16 protein-coding genes and 1 tRNA gene are annotated in these 21,370 nt (G+C 53.6%); 12 read left to right on the top strand and 5 right to left on the bottom strand.

The features are described from left to right. Nucleotides 1–62 precede the first annotated feature (62 nt). The 5 genes from AB1L42_RS09640 to AB1L42_RS09620 all read left to right on the top strand — a co-directional run bounded on the left by AB1L42_RS09640 (nucleotide 63) and on the right by AB1L42_RS09620 (nucleotide 6,158). On the top strand, nucleotides 63–827 hold the full coding sequence (locus AB1L42_RS09640; RefSeq protein ID WP_367053792.1) for an aldolase/citrate lyase family protein: 765 nt from the start codon (nucleotides 63–65) through the stop codon (nucleotides 825–827). Nucleotides 828–942: 115 nt separating this feature from the next. Continuing rightward, entirely contained in the window at nucleotides 943–2,268 is a 1,326-nt protein-coding gene (locus AB1L42_RS09635) for a replication-associated recombination protein A (RefSeq protein WP_367053789.1), read from the top strand. A gap of 222 nt (nucleotides 2,269–2,490) precedes the next feature. Then, entirely contained in the window at nucleotides 2,491–3,249 is a 759-nt protein-coding gene (locus AB1L42_RS09630; protein WP_367053785.1) for a hypothetical protein, read from the top strand. A gap of 72 nt (nucleotides 3,250–3,321) precedes the next feature. Then, nucleotides 3,322–4,530, top strand: a complete 1,209-nt coding sequence (locus AB1L42_RS09625) for a serine hydrolase domain-containing protein (RefSeq protein WP_367053782.1) — start codon at nucleotides 3,322–3,324, stop codon at nucleotides 4,528–4,530. A gap of 485 nt (nucleotides 4,531–5,015) precedes the next feature. Beyond that, the gene (locus AB1L42_RS09620) at nucleotides 5,016–6,158 is read left to right on the top strand and encodes a Gfo/Idh/MocA family oxidoreductase (RefSeq protein ID WP_367053779.1); all 1,143 of its coding nucleotides are present in this window, start codon (nucleotides 5,016–5,018) and stop codon (nucleotides 6,156–6,158) included. Nucleotides 6,159–6,346: 188 nt separating this feature from the next. On the opposite strand, the gene lysA is transcribed toward AB1L42_RS09620, so the two are convergent. Then, nucleotides 6,347–7,615, bottom strand: coding sequence for a diaminopimelate decarboxylase (lysA, locus tag AB1L42_RS09615; protein WP_367053775.1), 1,269 nt, complete (start codon nucleotides 7,613–7,615; stop codon nucleotides 6,347–6,349). A 214-nt stretch (nucleotides 7,616–7,829) separates the two neighbouring features. On the opposite strand from lysA, the gene AB1L42_RS09610 reads away from it, so the two are divergent. Then, entirely contained in the window at nucleotides 7,830–9,587 is a 1,758-nt protein-coding gene (locus AB1L42_RS09610) for a SpoIIE family protein phosphatase (protein WP_367053772.1), read from the top strand. Then, the gene (locus AB1L42_RS09605; protein WP_367053769.1) at nucleotides 9,587–11,548 is read left to right on the top strand and encodes a helicase C-terminal domain-containing protein; all 1,962 of its coding nucleotides are present in this window, start codon (nucleotides 9,587–9,589) and stop codon (nucleotides 11,546–11,548) included. The genes AB1L42_RS09610 and AB1L42_RS09605 overlap by 1 nt, the downstream gene beginning before the upstream one ends. A gap of 345 nt (nucleotides 11,549–11,893) precedes the next feature. On the opposite strand, the gene AB1L42_RS09600 is transcribed toward AB1L42_RS09605, so the two are convergent. Further along, on the bottom strand, nucleotides 11,894–12,322 hold the full coding sequence (locus AB1L42_RS09600) for a hypothetical protein (protein ID WP_367053766.1): 429 nt from the start codon (nucleotides 12,320–12,322) through the stop codon (nucleotides 11,894–11,896). Between the two features lie 350 nt (nucleotides 12,323–12,672). Between AB1L42_RS09600 and AB1L42_RS09595 the strand changes: the two genes are divergently transcribed. After that, nucleotides 12,673–13,578 carry a hypothetical protein gene (locus tag AB1L42_RS09595; RefSeq protein ID WP_367053763.1) on the top strand — a complete coding sequence of 302 codons (906 nt, stop codon included), beginning with the start codon at nucleotides 12,673–12,675 and terminating at the stop codon, nucleotides 13,576–13,578. Between the two features lie 56 nt (nucleotides 13,579–13,634). Next, nucleotides 13,635–14,792: a hypothetical protein gene (locus AB1L42_RS09590; protein WP_367053760.1), complete on the top strand. Its 1,158-nt coding sequence runs from the start codon at nucleotides 13,635–13,637 to the stop codon at nucleotides 14,790–14,792. A gap of 165 nt (nucleotides 14,793–14,957) precedes the next feature. Here the strand turns inward: AB1L42_RS09590 and AB1L42_RS09585 are convergent, their stop codons facing one another. Further along, nucleotides 14,958–16,376, bottom strand: coding sequence for a sigma-54 dependent transcriptional regulator (locus tag AB1L42_RS09585; protein ID WP_367053757.1), 1,419 nt, complete (start codon nucleotides 16,374–16,376; stop codon nucleotides 14,958–14,960). A gap of 240 nt (nucleotides 16,377–16,616) precedes the next feature. On the opposite strand from AB1L42_RS09585, the gene AB1L42_RS09580 reads away from it, so the two are divergent. Then, complete coding sequence (locus AB1L42_RS09580; RefSeq protein ID WP_367053750.1) at nucleotides 16,617–17,366, top strand: (5-formylfuran-3-yl)methyl phosphate synthase; 750 nt, start codon at nucleotides 16,617–16,619, stop codon at nucleotides 17,364–17,366. Here AB1L42_RS09580 and AB1L42_RS09575 read toward each other — a convergent pair. Further along, the gene (locus AB1L42_RS09575; protein ID WP_367053747.1) at nucleotides 17,357–17,737 is read right to left on the bottom strand and encodes a hotdog domain-containing protein; all 381 of its coding nucleotides are present in this window, start codon (nucleotides 17,735–17,737) and stop codon (nucleotides 17,357–17,359) included. The two genes, AB1L42_RS09580 and AB1L42_RS09575, sit on opposite strands and share 10 nt — an antisense overlap. A 369-nt stretch (nucleotides 17,738–18,106) precedes the next feature. On the opposite strand from AB1L42_RS09575, the gene AB1L42_RS09570 reads away from it, so the two are divergent. Next, nucleotides 18,107–18,179, top strand: a tRNA-Thr gene (locus tag AB1L42_RS09570). A gap of 101 nt (nucleotides 18,180–18,280) precedes the next feature. Next, complete coding sequence (locus AB1L42_RS09565) at nucleotides 18,281–19,636, top strand: DUF4147 domain-containing protein (RefSeq protein ID WP_367053744.1); 1,356 nt, start codon at nucleotides 18,281–18,283, stop codon at nucleotides 19,634–19,636. A gap of 56 nt (nucleotides 19,637–19,692) precedes the next feature. On the opposite strand, the gene AB1L42_RS09560 is transcribed toward AB1L42_RS09565, so the two are convergent. Continuing rightward, nucleotides 19,693–20,880, bottom strand: coding sequence for a hypothetical protein (locus tag AB1L42_RS09560; protein ID WP_367053742.1), 1,188 nt, complete (start codon nucleotides 20,878–20,880; stop codon nucleotides 19,693–19,695). Nucleotides 20,881–21,370: the final 490 nt, after the last annotated feature.

Raw genomic sequence — 21,370 nt, 5'->3', positions numbered from 1 at the left:
CTACTTCAGTTCAGAATGCCGGAATCGCATATCGTTCAGACACTGACCAATGGAGAGAGACCTTGCATCCGACATTTCGTGCTCGATTGAAGAAGGGAGATCTTCTCCATGGAATGATGATCACACTGACCGACCCGGCTGTGGCCGAGATCATCGCTGAAACCGGTTACGACTGGCTGTTCATCGACGGGGAGCACGGGCCACTCGAGACGGCAGAGCTGCTCAGCATTCTGCGGGCTGTGGATCATTCGATTCCGTGTGTGGTTCGGGTTCCTTCCGGAACAGAATCGTCGATCAAGAAAACGCTCGACCTCGGAGCTGCGGGCATCATCGTCCCCATGGTCAACTCGGCTGAACAGGCTCGAGACATCGTCAACTGGGCGCGATACTCTCCGCAGGGATCAAGAGGAGTCGGACTCGCCCGGGCCCATCACTACGGGCAGAAGTTTGGAGAGTACGTCAGCACAGCCAACGAACACGTGGCGGTCATCGTTCAAGCGGAACACATCTTGGCAGTCGAGTGCATCGAAGAGATCGTCCAGGTCGAGGGAGTCGACGCGATCCAACTTGGGCCATACGACCTCTCGGCGAGCATGGGAAAAATGGGCCAGCTCGACGACCCGGAAGTTGTGGCAGCAATCGATCGAGTCCTGGAAACGTGCCAGCGAGTAAACATGCCGGTCGGATGGTTCGGGGTCTCAGCTGCTGCGGTCCAGCCCTATCTCGAGCGGGGATGCACTCTGATCACCTCCGGTGTCGACGCGATCCTCCTCGCCAGTGCAGCGAAGGAAACCCTGTCCACTCTGACTGGTCGTGAATCGAGTTAGACCGATTTGCTCGCGCCCACAAACGCTTCGGCCGCTCGAGCAGTCAATCCCGTTGGTTTCACGTGAAACACTCGTGAGGTACATTGGCTGATTCGTTTGCACAGGACAGAGACCGATGGCTGGATTATTCGACAAGCAGGAAGAAGAGGAGCGGACAGCTGCCCAGCCGTTGGCTGCCCGAATGCGCCCCCGGAACCTGGATGAATTCGTCGGACAGCAACACTTTGTCGGAGAAGGAATGCTGCTCCGCCGGATGCTGGCCGCAGACCGTCTCGGCTCCATGATCTTCTATGGTCCTCCGGGAACGGGGAAGACGTCGCTGGGCCAGGTCATCGCATCGCAGACTCGCTGCAGTTTTCGAATCCTGAATGCGGCAGCGGCCGGCGTCAAAGAACTTCGCGCGGAGTTGAACGACGCGAGGGATCGACTCTCCCGTGGAGACGGAAGAACGATTCTATTCGTGGACGAGCTGCATCACTTCAACCGCACTCAGCAGGATGTCCTGCTGCCAGACGTCGAGAGCGGGGTCGTCAATCTGATTGCGGCAACGACCGCCAATCCATTCTTCTCGCTGGCATCGGCCCTGATCAGTCGCAGCCAGGTCTTCGAATTCAAACCGATTTCTCAAGAGGACATTTCGCAGCTGCTGTGGAGAGCATTGACGGATAAGGAGCGGGGGCTCGGTTCGACTCATGCCGAGGCGACTGACGAAGCGATCGAGTTCCTCGCCGAAGTCTCCGATGGTGACGCACGACGCGCTCTCACCGCTCTCGAAATCGGAGTGCTGTCGCTCGGTGAAAAGCACTCAACCTTTGATCTCGCGGTCGCTCAAGAATCGATCCAGAAGAAGGCGGTCGTCTACGATGCCTCAGGAGATCAGCACTACGATGTGACGAGTGCCTTCATCAAAAGCATTCGCGGCAGTGATCCGGATGCTGCGATCTACTGGCTGGCGAGAATGCTCGTCGCGGGGGAAGACCCGAGATTCATCGCCAGACGTCTCGTCATTCTGGCCAGCGAAGATGTCGGGAATGCAGACCCTCACGGACTGGTTCTCGCGAACTCGGCAGCCGAAGCGACCGAACGCGTTGGCATGCCCGAGTGCCGAATCATCCTCGCTCAGGCGGTAACGTATCTGGCCAGCTGTCCGAAGTCGAACGCCTCATACATGGCGATCAACGCTGCGATGGATGATGTCGAGAACCATCGATCGATCCCGGTTCCGGAACATCTCAAGGATGCTCACTACGCGGGAGCAAAGTCTCTTGGCCATGGGGAAGGTTATCAGTACAGCCACAACAGCGAAGAAGGCTGGGTCGATCAGGACTATCTCGGCGTCCCGAAAACCTACTACGCACCGGTCGACCGCGGGTACGAGAGTATTCTGAAACGAAGACTCGAAAAGCTCCGCGACCGCAAGCGAGACGGCAAACCTGAGTGACGGACGCCTCTCCGAGATGTCCAATTCGATAGTGCAACGCTTCGGGCAGCCGAATCCCTTCTGAGAAAATTCTCCCTCGGCGCGTCACATTCTTCGACGGTCTGCGCACTAGAGAAGTGAGGGCCGATCAGTGATCGCAACCGCTATCGAGAACTGCCCAGATCGATCATCACCCTCATTCTGGGCAGTTCCAAATTCATTCTCTGTCGAGGAGAGCCAATCATGGTGACCCCAGTCGAATTCATGAAGCAGTACCGAAATCTCAGCGTGCCCTACGTTCAGGATACCGGGACAACCTGCCGCGACGCGAAAGCTAAAATCGAAATCCGCAAGTACTTCATGATGGACTGGGATGAGGGAACCGAAGAACGGACCGACTACAACCACGTCACATCCGGTGGGCGTCGCGACACCTGGTTTCAAGACAACAAGCAGAAGATTCGCAATGCCGCGATGGGCAAAGGCTCGCCCGACGACTATCAGCTTGCACTCGAATGGGCGATCCGCTCCAGCAAGATTCGGAACCCGACGCAGGCCACGATTCAGACATACTGCGACCAACGACTTGGGATCGACTGTTCTGGTTTCGTGACCAACTACCTGATCGCGAACGGAAAGAAGCCCGACTCCCCAACAGTCAAACGCAACACCGGGGCAGCTTCCTACTACTCCACTGCCAAAGCGGTGAATGATCCCAATGCCATCCGCCCGGGACACCTGCTGGTGTGGATGAGCGGAAACTCCGTGAAGCGAAGTCCCGGACATGTGGCGGTCATCCAGTCCTATCGCAACCAGTGCGTCGTCGGGGGCAACATGTCTGTTGTCGAGTCAACTGGAGCAGGCGGGGCCAATCCCAAGCTCCTTGACTCGATGTATACGGTCGAGGAGATTATTGAGAAGGGTGGTCGAGTTCCGGTGATGATTCTCGTCGTGAAGCGTCACGGAAAATCCGGAAGTCGCGTCGCAGTGATGAATCCTTAGGGTGTCCGCATCTCGCTGAGTCGCGTCGACGGAGCCGTTTCACCATCCCGTTGATCAGCAACTTTGATGAGGATGAAGACCTTGCTCCAGTTGAATCGCCGCTCGTTTCTCCAGGCAGCTGCAACTTCATCCCTCATGCTCGGAAGCCAGAGAAGCTGGAGTGCACAGGCAGCCGAGACTCCGTCCTACATTCACGGAGTCTCGCGTACTGAAGCAGCGAAGATTAAAGACCAAGCGCTGAACTTCATGCACGAGTACAAAGTGCCCGGACTGTCGTTGGCGATGGGTTACCGCGGGAAATTGAAGCTCGTGATGTGTGTGGGGTACGCTGACCACGAGACGGGAGTCTTGCCCCAGCATCGCTTTCGTGTCGCGAGTGTCTCCAAACCGCTCACTTCAATTCTCGTCATGAAGCTGATGGAGATGAACTACTGGGACCTCGACCAGAAAGTCTTCGGTTCCGGCCTCCTCGGATATCAGGATGAGATCGCCACTCTTGGAGCGACGAACCAGAGACGCCTCGAAGCCATCACTCTCCGACATCTCCTCGAACATTCCTGCGGCGGCTGGGGAAATCAGTCACGCGATCCCATGTTCACGGGAGAAGCAATCGATCTCGATCATGATGGACTCATCCGCTGGGTTTTGAAAAATCGACCTCTCGATCACGATCCCGGGCAGAACTATTCGTACTCGAATTTCGGGTACTGCCTGCTGGGACGATGCATCGAGAAGCGATTCAAAATGACCTACGAGGATGCCTTCAAAGCATACGTTCTCCGACCTCACCGAATGAAGAATCTCGGTTTCGAAATCGGAGGAAATTCGGTCACGGACAAACGAGCCAATGAGGTGACTTACTATGGCCAGGATGAAGATGCCTACCACAAGGTCATGAACGTCACTCGTATGGATGCACACGGAGGATGGATCGCCACGCCCACCGATCTTGTGCGTCTCATGACCTACGTTGACGGTTTCCCAACCCCGTCTGATTTGCTGAATTCTTCAACGATCGCAACGATGACCTCTCCCTCATCGGTGAATCCGAACTACGCGAAGGGCTGGTCGGTGAACAAGCAGCACAACTGGTGGCACATGGGAAGCTTCAACGGAGGAGCATCGGTTCTGGCACGAATCCATGACCAACACCTCTGGGCTGCAATGGTCAACACCCGCTCGAAAGACCCCAGCTTCAACACCGATCTCGACGGGCTTCCCTGGAAAATTAAAGGCAGCATCCGCACCTGGGGTGGCCACGACCTGTTCCGTCAGATCTAGAACATGTTCAATTCTGGTTTAGACGAACTCGAACGAGCAAACTCAACTTTCTAATGTGTGAGACCGCGCACGCGAGTGCACTGGAAAGAGCGACTTACTCGAGCTGCACATCGCTATTTCTGGCTGCGTTCACATCTTGCTTTCAGCCCGTACGAAACCACCGGTTGGGATTGTTCCGCGCACTGCGAAAACAATCAGGTGAGTGTTTCACGTGAAACAGTGGCTTCGTTGGGATTCGACTCGGAGTTTGCTAGAGTTTCGGGATTGAATAAGAAGTGGTGGATGCCACTCCTCATAAATTCACCTCGACATCCCGGAGCACTCTCAGAATTTCGCTGATTCCTCGCACCGACTGACTCGGCAGTTCGCTGGGAGAAGTCGTTTGAGTTGGCGATTTCGATTCGCAGAGAGCTTGGTTTCTGGATGCGTCGCAATTTGATTTGTGTAGTTTCATTGGGGGAATACTCCCCGGAAAGGAAGGCGTAATGACGACTCCGGTGCGGATTGGAATGATTGGCTACGGGTTCATGGGACGAGCCCACACGAACGGTTACAAACGATGTCCCGATTTCTTTCCGGAACTGGAGCATCAACCAGTCCTGAAGGCAGCTTGCGCTCGCAGCAAAGACAAGATCCAGGCATTCGCTGACCAGTGGGGATACGAGTCCATCGAGACCGACTGGCGAAGCCTGATTGCTCGCGATGACATCGATGCCGTCGATATCTGTGTGCCCAACAATCTGCACAAGGAAATCGCGATCGCAGCTGCGGAAGCAGGGAAAATGATCCTCTGCGAAAAGCCGCTGGCGATGTCAGCTGAAGACGGCGAAGAAATGTGCCAGGTGATCGAAAAAGCCGGCGTCCCAAATACCGTCTGGTACAACTACCGAAGAGTCCCTGCGGTCACTCTCGCCAAGCAGATTATCGAGAGCGGGGCCCTCGGACGAATCTTCCACTACCGCGCCAACTTCCTGCAGGACTGGACCATCTCCGAGGAACTTCCTCAGGGTGGCGAAGCACTGTGGCGACTCGACGCAGACGCAGCTGGTTCGGGAGTGACCGGAGACCTTCTGGCTCACTGTATCGATACAGCCATCTGGTTGAACGGCACCGTCGCTGATGTCACCGCGATGACCGAAACCTTCATCAAGGAACGAGTCCATCAAGCGACCGGTGAGAAAACCAAAGTCACCATCGATGATGCGTGTGCGTTCCTGTGTCACTTCTCCAACGGTTCGCTCGGCCTGTTCGAATCGACTCGTTATGCCCGCGGACACAAGGCACTTTACACTCTCGAAATCAACGGCTCTGAAATGTCGCTCCGTTGGGACCTGCACGACCTGCACCGCCTCGAAGTCTTTGACCACAAAGACGAAGGTGCATTGCGAGGCTGGAAGAGCGTGCATGTCACCGACCATAGCGGAGTCCATCCATACATGGACAAGTGGTGGGTTCCTGGCCTGCAAGTTGGCTACGAACACTCATTCGTTCACCATGTGGCAGACTTCATGAAGAGCCTGGATGAAAAAACTCCCTGCTCTCCAACATTCCGGGATGCACTCGAAACACAGAAAGTCTGTGACGCAGTGCTCGCCAGTGCCAAAGATCACAGCTGGCACAAAGTTTAATTTCCATCAAACGACCCCCATTCACAGCGACTCAACTGACTGCATGTTGCGGGTTTGTTGCTGACCGGTGAATTGGGTCGAGTTCGTTCAAAAAGAAAAAGGCTGCCAGGAGATCGCGATGATTTCCCGGCAGCCTTTCTTACTTTGCTCACAGCGTTTCGATTGGTCGAGCCAACGTCTCGCAAGGACTATCGCTCGGCAGCGACGAGATCTTCGTATGTTTCGCGGCGACGGATCATGGAATACGAGTCGCCATCGACAAGAATTTCGGCTCCGCGGCAGCGAGAGTTATAGTTGCTGCTCATGACTGTCCCGTATGCTCCAGCACTGAAAGTCGCGATCAAGTCGCCCTTGACCACTTCCGGAAACGGGCGGGCTTTCGCGAGGTAGTCGCCCGACTCGCAAACCGGTCCGACGATATCCGCCGGGCTGCAGCCTTCGATGTCTGATTCAAACGAATTCGGAAAGTCGACTGACGGTTCGACGGGCCAGATCTTGTGAAACGAATCGTACATGGCGGGGCGAACGAGGTCGTTCATGGCAGCATCCTGAATGACGAATCTCTTGCCGCCTTCATGCTTCACGTAGATCACACGACTCAAGAGAATTCCAGCGTTGCCAGCAATGCATCGTCCCGGCTCCAAAGCCAATCGGCACTCCGCCTCTTGAATGTAAGGCATGATGACGTTGGCATATTCCGAAGCTGTGGATGCTTCGTTCGCGCGATAATTGAGACCGAATCCGCCACCGAGGTTGACCCAGTTGGTCTCGTGTCCCTTCGCACGCAACTGCCTGACCACTTCGACCGCTTTTTGGGCAGCCTGTTCGTAAGGTTCGACCGTATTAATCGGCGAGCCAATATGCAGGTGAATTCCGCGGAGGTTCAGGTGAGGATCGGCGAGGACTTTGGCAGCCAGTTGGTCGTGCCGCTCGATGTCCATTCCGAATTTGTTCCCCTTCTTTCCGGTCGTCGTTTTGGCGTGGGTCTTTCCATCGATGTCTGGATTGAGCCGGAGCGCAACCGGAGCGACGATTCCCATCTCGGCCGCGACTCGTGAAATCGCGTCGAGTTCTGGTTCGCTCTCGACGTTGAACATGAGAATGTCGTTTTCCAACGCGAAGCGGATTTCCTCATCCGTCTTTCCGACTCCAGCGAACGCGACGCGGGTTGTGTCTGCTCCAGCTGCCTTGACGCGGAACAATTCTCCGCCGCTGACAACGTCGAAGCTGCAACCTTCAGAGTTGAGAACTTTGAGGATGCTGAGGTTCGAATTCGCTTTGACCGAGTAGCAAACGACGGGATTCACGGGAGCAAATGCTTCCTGAATCGCCCGGAATTCGTGAATCAATTTCGCTTTCGAATAGACCCAGAGAGGGGTCCCAAATTCTTCAGCGAGGCTGGTGACGTTGACGTCCTCACAGTGGAGAACGCCGTTCTTGTACTGGAAAGGGTCCATTTCGGCTGCAACTTATATGAAGTGATTGGTTCAGTGATTTTATCCGGGATCATAGCACTCAAAATCAATGGCTCAATCAAGCCGTCAACTCCTGCTTAGCCATTGATGGGTGGAAGATGCGGGGTTTGACCATTGATGCCTGCGACAGGTAGACTGAGGCGCAAAGGTTCCGGTTCGCAGGAAAAACGGTGCTCATCATTTTGGATCGGAACGATTGAGTACGTTTTGGGGTGTCAGATTGGCGATCCTACAGCTAATTCGTGGTGGAGAAGTCGGAAAGCAGTACGAGCTCGACGGAGATACGCACGTGCTTGGCCGACACCCAACATGCGACATCGTGCTGGATAGCGGTGTCGTGAGCCGTCGCCATGCGCAGATTCTCGAGAGTCACGGCACCTACTACATTGAAGATTTGCGAAGCCGCAACGGAACTTTCGTCAACGAAAAACTCATTGATGGCCGTCGTGAATTGGGCGAAGGCGACGAAATCCGGCTCTGCGATGTCGTCCTGTCTTTCCTCTTCACGCCGTCAGCAGCCATCGTCGCGAAAGATCACGAAGAACCTCGCGCGACGCTCGAGGTCACAAATTCCGACGTCGTCCCGATCTCCAGCAACGTCGACGAGAGCCAACTCTTCACTCGCCCTCCGAACGATCTTGAAGACAGCTTCGATGGATCTACGTCCATCCGAAAACTGCCAACCTGGGATGGTGACTCGCTTATTGACCCCAGCGTGAAGCTGAAAGCGATTCTGGAGATCACCCAATCGCTCGGGAGAGAACTCAAGGTCGACAAAGTTCTTCCCAAGATGCTGGCAACGCTGTTCAACATTTTCCCGCAAGCGGAGCAAGGTTTCGTGCTCCTGAAGGAACCCGAATCGAATCGACTGAAGGTGAAAGCCAGTCGAGCACGCGGAACTGAAACCGCCGATGTCGTTGCGGTCAGCATGACTGTGGTGCGACACGCCATGCAAACTCTCGAGGCGATTCTCAGCAAGAACGTCTCTGACGATTCACGCTTCAAAAAGAGCACCGCACTCTCCCGAATGAGGATCTCATCGGTCATGTGTGTCCCCATGGTCACACCCGACGGTGAAGGCGTGGGCGTCATTCAAATCGTCACGCGGGATGAACAGAACGCGTTCGCTGAGGAAGACCTCGACCTGCTCGCGAGTCTCGCGACGCAAGCGGCCATGGCCATTGAAAACGCTCGGCTTCATGAAGAAGACATCGTCCGTCGTGAACTCGAACGCGATCTCGAGTTCGCCACACAGGTGCAACTCGGTTTCCTTCCGAAGTCACGACCGAGTCTAACTGGCTACGAATTCTCAGATTACTACGAAGCCGCCCTGAGCGTAGGCGGTGATTACTTCGACTACATTGTCTTTCCCGACGGTCGAACAGCGATGGCAATTGGTGACGTAGCTGGAAAAGGGATGCCTGCTGCTCTGCTGATGGCGCGGCTGTATTCTTCCACCCGTTTTCAGTTGCTGACCAATCCCACAATTGCGGATGCCGTCTCTGGGCTGAATCAGGAAATCTCATCCAGCGGTCTCGGGCATCGATTCATCACCTTCCTGTTGATGGTGATCAACCCCGAGGATCACTCTGTTGAGATTGTGAACGCTGGCCACCTTTCTCCGCTTCTCCGACACGTCAACGGAACCGTTGAAGCGATCGGGGCCGAGTCATCAAATCTGCCTTTGGGAATTGTTCCGGATTTGAAATTTCAATCGTCCCGACATCAATTGGCTGTGGGCGATACGATGGTCGCGTTCACCGATGGCGTCACTGAAGCGATGAACGGAGAGAAGGAAATCTACGGACAGAAGCGACTCGTCGACCTCTTGGGAACTCTCCCCGATGCAATCCAGGAAGTGATTGACGGAATCGTCAAGAGCACCGTCGACTTCTCGGAGGGTGTCAATTCTCGCGATGACACTTGCCTCATTGGCGTCTGCAGGACTGAATAATGACCCTTTCGGTCGATGACGTCCTGGCGGAATCAGGTCTTATTGCACGGCGACTCAAAGCCTACGAGTCTCGATCCGAGCAGTTGGAGATGGCCCACGCTGTCAATGCAGCCATCGAAGATGGTCATCATCTCATCGTCGAAGCAGGCACCGGAGTTGGAAAAAGCTTCGCCTATCTCGTCCCCGCGATTCTGGCAGCATCGCAGCGAAGAGAAGGCAACTCACGCTGCCGAGTCGTGGTGAGCACGCATACGATCAGCTTGCAAGAACAGCTCATCCAACGGGATCTTCCGTTTCTCAATGCCGTCATGCCCGTCGAGTTCTCAGCGGTTCTCGTCAAAGGACGCGGCAATTACCTCAGTCGACGACGGCTCAAACAGGCATTCATGAAGAGTCAAACGCTGTTCGACACCAACGAGTCTCAACAGCTTCGGCAAATTCACGAATGGGCCAACGAAACGACCGACGGCAGTTTGACAGATCTCGGATTTTCGCCGGGATCATCTGTCTGGGACGAAGTGCGAAGCGACCATGCGAATTGCATGGGCCGGAAGTGTCCGACGAACGCCGACTGCTTCTACTATGCTGCTCGACGACGAGTCTGGAATGCGGACATTCTCGTCGTGAACCACGCCCTGTTTTTCTCCGATCTCGCACTCCGGCGGGACGGGGCAAGTGTTCTCCCCGACTACGAAGTCGCAATTTTCGACGAAGCACACACCCTCGAAGATGTCGCAGCTTCCCATCTGGGGATGGTGATCTCGCACGGACAGTACAACTATCTGTTCAACAAGCTTTATCAGGACCGAACGCAGAAGGGACTGCTGCTGCAACATAACCTGACAGAAGCGCAACAGCTTGTCGCGCGACTCCGATTCTTGTCAGACGATTTGTTTGACCAGATCGACATCTGGAGAAACGAAGCCGGATCACGGAATGGTCGCGTCCATCGGCCGCTCGATATCACGAATCGTGTCAGCCCGGAACTCAACCAACTGGCGACGCTCATTCGAGAATACGCTGCCGGACTCGACTCCGAAGAACAAAAGATGGACCTCGTTTCCGCTTCGGAACGCCTGGATTTTCTCAGCCTCTCAACCAAAGCCTGGTTGGATCAGAGCGAAGAAGATTCCGTCTATTGGGTGGAAACGACAGGAGGGCGACAACGGCAAGTGAAGCTGATGTCTTCCCCGATCGACATCGCCGATGCACTCAATGAAGATCTCTTCTCGGAGATCAATTCTGTCATCCTGACAAGCGCGACGTTGACCGTTGGCAAGCGAGACTTCGATTTCATCCGAAGACGGATTGGTCTTTTCAAAGCAGAAGAAAAGAAGCTTGGCTCTCCGTTCAATTACCGAGAGCAAGTCAAACTCATTTTGCCCAAAGACATGCCCGACCCCGGTGAGAGCCCGGACCAGTACGACATGGCTGTCATCGATCGAATTCGCCGACACGCAGAAGGCCAAGCTGGTGGCGTTTTCGTGCTCTTCACAAGCTACAAAATGCTGCGGCGTTGTGCACAAGCTCTGCGAAGCTGGTTTGTGAAACAGAATCGACAGCTACTCTGTCAGGGAGAAGGAGTCCAGCGTTCGACGCTATTGGATCGTTTTCGCGCCGATGGCCAAGCGATTCTCTTCGGAACAGAGAGTTTCTGGCAAGGAGTCGATGTGCCTGGAGACGCACTCCAGCAGGTCATCATCACCAAACTCCCCTTCAGTGTCCCCGATCATCCGTTGCTCGAAGCGCGACTCGAAGAGGTTCGCAAGCAGGGTGGAAATCCATTTAAGGATTATCAAATCCCTGAAGCAGCCATCAAACTCCGTCAGGGTTTTGGAAGACTCATTCGAACGGCCGCAGATCACGGTGAAGTGATTCTCCTCGACCCGAGAGTTCGAACAAAAGCATATGGCCGCATCTTCCTGGAGAGTTTGCCCGACTGTGAGTTGATCATCGACTGACAATCGACATGAAGTGAACAAATGAACACAAATCGATCGTAACGTGTTCGAAGACAAATTCTTAAACGCAGCGATGAACAGAATTTGTCGAACCTCAAAAAACGAAGAAAGGCCGGAATCCGAAGATCCCGGCCTTTCGAAGTTCAGCAGGTTGTTATCGAGTCTTAAGATTCTTGGGGGGAACCTGTTCGATTCGACTTTCCCTGATTCAACTTACTTAGTTGCAAGCACCGTAAGGAGCGGCACAAGCTGGAGCACATGCAGCTGGAGCTGCACATCCTGGATCGCAAGGTGCTGCACATCCTGGATCGCAAGGAGCTGCACAAGCTGGTGCACATGATGTGCTCACTGGAGCACAGCAGTCATGCTTGCGGTTGAAGCAGCTTCCGAGGCGGCAGCATCCGTCGCCGATGCTTCGGCAACGATCTTTGAACCAGCCAAGAACGCGGTTTTTGCGGTGTGGCTTGCAGCAGCGAACTGGTGCACAGCAAGCTTCTGGAGCTGGAGCACAGCAAGCAGGAGCACATGCAGCTGGAGCGGCACAGGCAGGAGCACATGCAGCTGGAGCAGCACAAGCTGGAGCACAAGCAGCAGCAGGAGCGGCACAAGCAGGTGCACAAGCAGCTGGAGCTGCACAGTTAGGTGCACAAGCGTCTCCGCAAGGAGCTGCACAACCTGGATCGCATGGAGCGGCACAGGTAGCAGCAACGTCGCAACAAGTAGCAGCTGGGGCACAACAGCCCTGGCCGCGGCCGAACAGACCAGCGTCAGCAATGTTCACGCTGGCAGCGATCAGCAAAGCAGCAGTAATCGTTGTCCATTTCATCTTGAAATCTCCTCGACTTCGTCCCGGGGTTTTAGGATTGTGGACTTCAGCTTGACTGAGAAGTCATCTGGAGAAGTCCACCACTCACCATGAATGTTTGAGTCCACGGAAGATGTTTTCGGGAAACTCCGGTGACCATGTGGAGCTTCTGTGCTCGAAAACTGACCTGTTCGGACAGGGACGGTCCGCTCGTTCTGATTATTCCGACAGTGACGTCCGCCAGCGCTGAGAACCCATCATCAACTCGTTATTCTGGACGATTTCGATTGACTAAACCGACCTGTCCTGCCGGCATCGCATGCTCACAACGACTCTGCTGTTCATTTCCCTGCTGCTCACGATCAGGCACCTCTTCATCCTGTGGCATGTCTACCACCGGATGACTGTGACCGTCTTAAAGGCGAGTGTCTGCTGGCTTTTTGGTGCCAATATCGCTTTGCTGATTGCCATCGCACTCAGCTTCGACCTTGGGAGAGTTTCGAATGCTGTCCATGATCAGTTGTGGTATTGGACAGCCGTGATCATGTGTTGTCCGCTCATCGCAGTACTGGGAGCCAAGAGACCAACATCCCGAGTCTGGAACGGATTCATCTTACTGCCGCTGGTTGCGGTTCTCGGCTGGCCAGCCCTGGCAGACCTCTCAAGACTTCCCGATCTTCCACCACTTGTGATTCAGTCACCAGCTCTGGTCGGCTTTGGACTCGTATTGGTGATGGGAGTCGGAAACTATGCCGGGACCCGTTGCGGTATGAGCGTGACTTTCCTGGGAGTCGGTGTGATGTTGATCGTGTGGTCAACTTCAAATCTGTTTTACGATTCACATGAAACGGAACAACTGGTCCGATCGATTGCAGCTTGCTGCATCTCATTCGGAATGCTTCATGGTTTCCGTCAACTGCAGCGCACAACTGTGGACGAATCGGGATTCGATACTGTGTGGTTCGATTTTCGTGACTTGTTCGGCATCGTTTGGTCGATTCGAATTCAAGAGCAAATCAATCGGACAGCTGAAAAAGAACGCTGGGCCAGCAGACTGGGAGCGATCGGCTTTGAGTGGAAAGAAGGTTGTGATCATCAAGAACGGCTGCAAACTGAACAGCTGATGAATCACGCCCTGCACTGGAATCTGCGGCGATTTGTCGAGCCCGACTGGATCTCCAGCAGAACCAAAATGCCTCCCCCGCAAGCTTTGTCAAACGATTGATGAGCTCACTAAATAGACCGCAGACAATCGAAGAAACGGCCACGAAGGATTCAACGATGCAGAAATCTCTGGATGCGAAACTGGAATCGATTCATTCGAACCCAGCTGGCAGCAACGAGTTCATCATCGCTGATGCGAAAGATGCTGACATGGGGTTTGGAATCGCAGCACCGGGACATCGACACAATTCAGACAGCCAGTTTCCCTTCAAGTCTCTCGAAGAATACCGCGAACAGATTCGACAGGTCATTCGTCAAGGCGTCGTCGACATCGTGCTGATGTCTGCCAGTACATCAGAGATCTTGTGTCAGAAAGAAAGGCTCTTCGATAAGTCACACGTGACGCCAGCAATTCGAGCCAATGATGCGACGGATATTTTCGTCTTTCGCGGAAGCACAATTCCGACCGAACCCGCCCGACCGTTTCGAACAGCTTTGCTCGACCATGCTCAATGTGGTGAAGTCGACTGCCCAAGCGACAACCGAGAATTCGGTGCCGACCTCGGTCTTTATTCCGTCACGTTCAACAACCTCATCGGACAGGACCTTGAGACGTTGAACTCGTATCGCGAATTTCGAATCGAAGCAGAGCGAAAGAAATTTCGGCACTTCCTGGAAGTCTTTCATCCGAACTTTCCCGGCACGATTCCGAAGTCCGAAGTTCCGTTTTTCGTCAACGATGTCATCGCCCGGACACTCGCGGGAGTTCCATCCGTCGCGCGTCCCATCTTTCTGAAGATTCCATATCCCGGCCCGGAAGCATTGGAAGAGCTCGTCAATTATGACCCTCACCTTGTCGTCGGAATTCTGGGAGGATCATCGGGGACTACGCGGGATGCGTTTCAGATGATTCACGATGCCCAAAAGCATGGGGCGCGAGTCGCACTCTATGGACGAAAGATCAACCATGCAGAGAATCAAATGGCGTTCATCGAGTTTCTGCGACACATCGTGGATGGAGTGATCAGCCCGGAGGAAGCGGTCGTCGCTTACCACTCAGTTCTCAAGAAACTCAACATTGCCCCGCTGCGGCCACTTGAGCAGGACCAACAAATTACCACCGGGTCTCAGAGTTACATCGAAGAGAACAAGTCGAGTTCCGCAGCAGCCCCTGCTCCGAAGTCAAAGGTGAACAGCTCCGCACAGATTGACTTCTCGAAGATGACCAGCGAAGAACGGTTGGAATATCATCGCAACCGACTGAAACATCTGTAGCAATATCGCAATCTCAGCAATTTGTGTTTAGCCTGAGATCATCCAGATTTCGCACCGTTTCACGACAAACTCAGACTCAGGCGAGATGCCGTTCCCTGATTCACGAAAAGCAATCAGGGAACCCGACTTCAAAAATCAATCGAGGAAACAGTGCAAACGAGAGGCTTAAGCAGCTTCTGATTGACCGTTTGACTGATACTGATTGAGTTTGTTGTAAAGCGTCTTCAGCGCGATCCCAAGTTCTTCGGCCGTTTGTGGCTTGTCGCCGTTGTACTTGTCGAGCGTTTGCAGAATCACTTCCATTTCGATCTCTCGAAGTGTCAGCGGTTGCACAAAGTTGGTCACGTGGAACGGTCGACTCGAACTGCTCGACTTGCGACTCACACTTCCCGGCAAATCGCCCGGTTCGATTGTTTGGCCATTCGAGAGAATGACCGCGTGCTCAATCGCATTGGCGAGTTCACGAACATTTCCGGACCAATCGTGAGCTCGTAGCAGCTCAATCGTTTTCGGAGCCAGAATATCTTCCGGAATTGAATCTCGTTTCAGACAGCGAGAGATCAAAAACTTCGCCAGTGCCGGAATATCGTCTTTTCGTTCACGCAGAGCAGGCAGACGAATTTCGAACGTGTTCACCCGGAAAAAGAGATCTTCTCGGAATGTTCCTTCATGAACCATGTCTTCAAGGTTGCGGTTTGTCGCACAGACGACGCGCACATCGACATTGAATGGTTCATTCTCTCCGACACGGCGAACTTCACCGGACTCCAGAAATCGGAGAAGCTTGACCTGCATCGTTTTGTCGAGTTCGCCCAATTCGTCGAGGAACAACGTGCCTCCGTTGGCGACTTCAATCAAACCTTTACGTGGAGTGTCCGCTCCCGTGAATGCACCCTTTTTGTGGCCGAACAATTCGCTCTCAACCAGATTCTCCGGCAGCGCTCCACAGTTGACTGCCACAAATGGCATTTTTGAGCGTGAGCTGTGCTCGTGAATACTGCGAGCAACAACTTCTTTTCCGGTCCCGGTTTCTCCCAGGATCAGAACGCTGGAATCGGTGGGGGCAATGCGTTCAACGAGTCGTTTGACTCGCAGCATTCCCTCGGTTTCCCCGATCAGTTTCGTTTTTCCGCGAACGCTTTGCAGCTCTGTCTCAAGAGCTTGCGCACGGTTCTCCAATGATCGCTTTGCAGCGACTCGATTGAGAACGTTTGCGATCTCGACAATTTTGTAGGGTTTGCGCAAGAAGTCGTAAGCACCTGCACGAATCGCACGAATCGCGTCGTCGAAATCACCGTGACCGGTACTGATAATGATATCAGTTTCGACGCCGGATTTGTTGATGTGATCGATGACTGCCCATCCGTCGACTTGTGGCATTTTCAAGTCGGTAATGACGACATCAAAAGCGTTGTCCGAGAGGACATCAATCGCTTCTTGACCTCCCTCGCAGACGGTCACATCGTGTCCGATTCGCTCGAGTTCGTCGCCCATCACCATGCGGATCGGGGCTTCGTCATCAACGAACAGCAATCTCAAACGCTGAGCGCCTTTGGCACTTGCGTCGTCGTTCCGTGACGACATATGGACTTCCTGTCTATCTCACGGTGCTCATAAAAATGAGCTCCGGCCAATGAGTTCCTTCAAGTGAGGCAGGGTGATAACACAATCCCCAAAACGTGGCAATTCGATTTCTTGAGGCGAAGACAAGAAAGTCGGCGCAATTGAAAAGACTGCACACGGGGCTTGAAAAATGCTAAGTTCTGCCAAATCTTGCGACTGCCAACATCTTGTGGAATGACCTCTCCCGATAGGAAAATCTTGGTGCAACTCCTTGTCAGTGTGCGAAATTCGGAAGAGGCAAGTGTTGCATTATCGAGCGGTGTGAACATTCTGGATTTCAAAGATCCATCCAGAGGTTCTCTCGGGGCAGCTTCGGGAAAAACGATCGAAGATTGCCTCTGTTCACAGACGAAATCAGCCGGCCGGGTTCTCATCACAGTTAAATTCAGCTGTGCCTGCGGAGAAGTCAGCGACGCGAGTCCTCGGTGGCGCGAGTGGAATTTTGACGGACAGCAAATCGATTTTCTGAAACTCGGTTTGTCTGGACTTAGAAGTTCCACGAATTGGACGGAGAAGTGGAACGAGACCAGACAACAAATCGAGGCACAACTCGGAGCAGCTGAGCACACAAGTTGGATTGCAGTCGCTTATGCAGATGAACTCGTCGCTCAGTCCCCCCCGATTGAAGACGTCATTTCCGCTGCTGCTGATTTCGGGTGTGCTGGCGTTCTCATCGACACCTATTCCAAGCAGAGCGGACGATTGCGAGAAATCATCCCCGACGACGTGCTCGAGAATTATTGCCACCAAATTCAAAGCCACGATCTCTTTTGTGCCCTCGCCGGAAGACTGCAACTCGAAGATATTGCCCCGTTGTCGAAGCTTCCGGTCGATATCGTCGCTGTCCGCACTGCCGCCTGCCAAAACCGCGATCGGACCGGCCCCATTTCAGAAGTCGAAATCCGATCATTGTTAAACGCGATCAGTGATCCGGTTTCGAACTACCGCTGAAGCCGCTTTTGCATCGTAGCTACGGAAACGAGCCGACGCCGATGCAAACCGCGAGAAACGACCGTTCCTGAGAGTGTCGCGTCGACGCGGAACAGAATTTCTTTCTCCGACGCATTCACAACCGTTGCCCGAAATTGAACGGAATCTCCAATCAAAGCTGCGCTGAGATGTTCCACATCAACCTGCACTCCCAGCGAAATCTCTCCTTCTGAGAGGTACTCCTCCAGCAACTCCATCGCAGCTGTTTCAAGATTCCAAATCAGATGAGGTGTCGAAAGGACGGGAGGCAATCCGTCAAACTGAATCGTCAGCGACTCGTCGATTGTCTTCGCAAAGTGATGTGTTTGACTGACTTTCGGAATCGACTTCATTGATTTGACCGGTTGCGTGAAACGAAGTTGAACGAACTCTTATCGAATGACAATAGAGTATTGAGCCAACAGGTTTGCAGCGACTCACCATCGCGTACACGGTATTCATTGCGAGAAATGCATTTGCGCGTTCAGCGACGAGGTCGCTTTGAAGAACGCTGGCAAGCGGTTCTGATGCCTGCTGACCTTCAGAAAATGATGGGTCACCACTCTATTGAAACAACGATGCGATATTACGTACAACGTAGCTCCGAGAGTTTGAGTGAGACGCTGCGACGCACTCAGGATGCGGATTCTTTTGCCAATCCTTGTGCACTGGAGATTTCAGAAATCCCGAACTTGTCGTAAGTCGTTGGAATCAAACACTTCGCCACCGTAGCTCAGTTGGCAGAGCGAGGCTTTCGTAAAGCCTAGGTCGCTGGTTCAAGTCCAGTCGGTGGCTCTTGTCTCACAAGGACTAACGTCGATTCAAGAATGGGTGAAACTCAAATGTTACCCGGATTGTCACCCAATCGTGACCTCTAGACGGATCGCTTGGATTTCATGAGAGTTCATCGCCAATCCGCGATTGAGATCTGGAAAGCTGGAGTCGACGCTGTTGAATCGAGGCGACTCGTTTCCAACGCGATTCAGATCGATGGCGACCAGTTGGTCTGCGGATCAGCTGCTTGGAGACTCAAAGAAAACTCACGAATTTGCGTCGTGGGAGCGGGGAAAGCCGGTGCTGGAATGGCAGCCGGAATTGAATTGATCCTCCCCGAAGTATGGCTCGATCGCACCGAAGGATGGGTCAATGTGCCTGCGGATTGTGTGACCTCTCTCCGTCAGATTCATCTACACGCTGCCCGCCCTGCTGGAGTCAATGAACCGACCGAGGCTGGGGCTGAAGGAACTCGACGAATTCTGGACCTCATCGAAAACCTTGGTCCGGACGATTTGTGTCTTGTGGTCATCTCTGGCGGAGGAAGTGCACTTCTCCCTGCCCCCCCGGCGGGTGTGTCGCTTGAGGAAAAGCAACAGTTGACTCGAACGCTCATGCATTCGGGAGCCACAATTCAGGAACTGAATTGCGTCCGACGTGCTCTCTCCGAAGTGAAAGGAGGAGGACTGCTGCGTGCTTGTGGGGCTGGCCAGCTCATCAGCCTCATCATCTCCGATGTCATCGGCGATCCGCTCGATACAATCGCATCTGGCCCAACCGTTAAAACTCAAACCGATCCACAATCAGCCATCGCAGTCCTGGAAGAACGTTGCCCTGACGACACTCCAGATTCAATTTGGAAAGCTCTTCGTCTGCAAATAGAAGAGCAGGTGGACCATTCTTCTCCGATCACAACGAGCTACTCGAACCATATTATTGGCAACAATTCGACGAGCGTCTCCGCGGCAACTCAAAAAGCAAGCGAGTTAGGTTACAGAGTCATTTCGTCACAGGCCGATCTGGACGGTGATGCCGACGAGATTGGAAAGAGTCTGGCTAAACGCTGTCTCGATGAACGCAACCTACTTTCCCCATCAGAAAGAGTCTGTGTTATTGAAGGAGGCGAACCGACGGTCTCGCTCGCGAAGACAGACCTTCCTCGCAAAGGGGGAAGAAATCAGCAAGTGGTCCTCGCCGCTGCTCAAGTCTTGAAACAAGCGGACAGCTACGGAATCACGATACTGTCTGGCGGGACGGATGGAGAAGATGGTCCCACCGATGCTGCCGGCGCTGTCATTGACGCCGAATTGCTTGCCATCGCAGAACAAGAATCGTTGGCGATTGACGAATTCCTCTCGATCAACAATTCCTATCCGTTCTTCGAAGCGGTCGGAGGACTCCTGAAGACGGGGCCGACCCACACAAATGTGATGGACTTGCGAGTCGCTCTCGTTTGCTCACAAGATGAAGCTGAGTAGCTGCGACGAAGCCACCTTGGTCGCAACTGATCATCGGGATAAAGAATTCCGGATGACTACTTCAGTCCCGGATGAGATCGCACGAGCACGTAGTCTCCTTTAGCTCTTAATCCCAGTTGGTGTGCATGGATGAGATTGGCGAATGCCTCATTGGGAACCACATCTGTTAGCTCGCCGGAATAGTCTCCAACCACGCCGGGCTCGATCACCACGTGGTGCCCGGCATGTTGTCCCACGATCTCAAGAACCTTCCGAATCGAAACGTTCTCGAATTGGAATGTCTTTCGTTCCTGTGAGCTGCCCGCCGAGACACTGACAACTGGACTTGGTAATTCTTCAGCGGGAATTGTTAGAGCAATCGTTTCTGAAACGATCTGTTCCTTCGACTCTTCAAAAGGAAATTCAAGTGATGGCTCTTTGAGCTCTCTTACTTCAACCATTGCCTGTGCCTGGCTTCGTACCTCTTCGATGAGCTGCCGCAGCTCGCGAATCTCCGTCATCCATTCTGGCGTTTTGTTGGCCTCGCCAACTTTGTTGAGTTCGCGGCGTGCTTCGTTCAACTGGATTTCCATCAATTCACGTCGAAGCTCACTCAGTTCGAGCGAAAGTTCCGAATCGTCAGATGAAGTTTTCGCCGACGAAGAACGGTCGTCGTGATGCATTTCCGGAATCGGCACCATGATCGATTTCTGTTCGACCACTTCCGTCACAGGAGGAATAGACGAAACCGGAAACGATGGAGGCGTTGATTGCTCAAAACTCGAAGGCACGGGCGGCTGTCCAATTCGTGCATCGCGATCCGCCGAGGCAACCTGAAATCCTGCCTCCAAGTGAGTCGAAGCATTCGCTGTCGGCACTGACTGTGAACTCGCAACTTGCAGCGGGCTCTCGTTCCATTCAGATCCGGCGTTTGTGGATGTATTCGAAGAATGCGAAAGGGTCAGCGGTGTGATAGCAGGTTCCCGCTGAGCTTGCCTGGCGAGCGGACGAGTTCGCGGTCGCAGTTCCTGGAACGCAACGTGCATCCGATTCGGGATTTCATCGGATGTCGGTTCCAAAGAAACGTCAGCACTGTCCGTAATCGGGTCAGAAGAAACAACTTCTTCAGTCGCTGCCTGACCGGCTGGGTCGCCCTTCTTTCTGGCGAACTCAAAGTCTGCCGGATCGAACCCGGTAAGAACGAGCGTGAGTCCGAATGCGAGAAGCATCGTCCAGAAGGCAGTTTTGAATGTGTTGTGCGACATCGGACCAACTGATTGGGACAAAAACTTCAGTCCTTCTCAATCAATCGGTCTGTTTTACAACAGGCTTCAGCAGAATCGGTATAACCCTTAAAGATTCACAGCGATGCGCGCACGAAAAAACGCGACAAGGTCCCCTCAAAGCTCCTAGCTTCTCCTTGCCGCGTTTAAGTTGTCATTGCGATTTGTGACCGCGAATCTCGGTCAGGGAAACATAGATCCGCCAATTGACGTGTCAAACTGAATCAAGCAGAACGCAAAAAAAAGGCAAAAGAGCAAATACAAAAACAGCCTGCTTCGAAGCCGAAGCAGGCTGTTCCCCTCACCCTCAAGTTGATTCATCGCCCCCAGATGGAGCAAGCTGCTCTTTCCTCTTCTTGGATCTGAGCCGTTTCCCTCAAAGACTCAGAAGTGTTTGCTCATGCAGGCATGTGCAAACCGGAAGGAAAATGTGGCAGAGTTTTTCGTCTGTCTGCCGTTGATCGACGGAGTG

This window comes from Thalassoglobus sp. JC818 (assembly GCF_040717535.1).
Classification (GTDB): Bacteria; Planctomycetota; Planctomycetia; order Planctomycetales; family Planctomycetaceae; genus Thalassoglobus.
This window is presented reverse-complemented; position numbering and strand designations above follow the sequence as displayed.

Bases quoted from the DNA above. Each gene is read 5' to 3' on its own strand.
- AB1L42_RS09635 (WP_367053789.1), top strand. From the start codon at position 943: ATGGCTGGATTATTCGACAAGCAGGAAGAAGAGGAGCGGACAGCTGCC.
- AB1L42_RS09630 (WP_367053785.1), top strand. From the start codon at position 2,491: ATGGTGACCCCAGTCGAATTCATGAAGCAGTACCGAAATCTCAGCGTG.
- AB1L42_RS09625 (WP_367053782.1), top strand. From the start codon at position 3,322: ATGAAGACCTTGCTCCAGTTGAATCGCCGCTCGTTTCTCCAGGCAGCT.
- AB1L42_RS09620 (WP_367053779.1), top strand. From the start codon at position 5,016: ATGACGACTCCGGTGCGGATTGGAATGATTGGCTACGGGTTCATGGGA.
- lysA (WP_367053775.1), bottom strand. From the start codon at position 7,615: ATGGACCCTTTCCAGTACAAGAACGGCGTTCTCCACTGTGAGGACGTC.
- AB1L42_RS09605 (WP_367053769.1), top strand. From the start codon at position 9,587: ATGACCCTTTCGGTCGATGACGTCCTGGCGGAATCAGGTCTTATTGCA.
- AB1L42_RS09595 (WP_367053763.1), top strand. From the start codon at position 12,673: ATGCTCACAACGACTCTGCTGTTCATTTCCCTGCTGCTCACGATCAGG.
- AB1L42_RS09590 (WP_367053760.1), top strand. From the start codon at position 13,635: ATGCAGAAATCTCTGGATGCGAAACTGGAATCGATTCATTCGAACCCA.
- AB1L42_RS09585 (WP_367053757.1), bottom strand. From the start codon at position 16,376: ATGTCGTCACGGAACGACGACGCAAGTGCCAAAGGCGCTCAGCGTTTG.
- AB1L42_RS09575 (WP_367053747.1), bottom strand. From the start codon at position 17,737: ATGAAGTCGATTCCGAAAGTCAGTCAAACACATCACTTTGCGAAGACA.
- AB1L42_RS09565 (WP_367053744.1), top strand. From the start codon at position 18,281: ATGAGAGTTCATCGCCAATCCGCGATTGAGATCTGGAAAGCTGGAGTC.
- AB1L42_RS09560 (WP_367053742.1), bottom strand. From the start codon at position 20,880: ATGTCGCACAACACATTCAAAACTGCCTTCTGGACGATGCTTCTCGCA.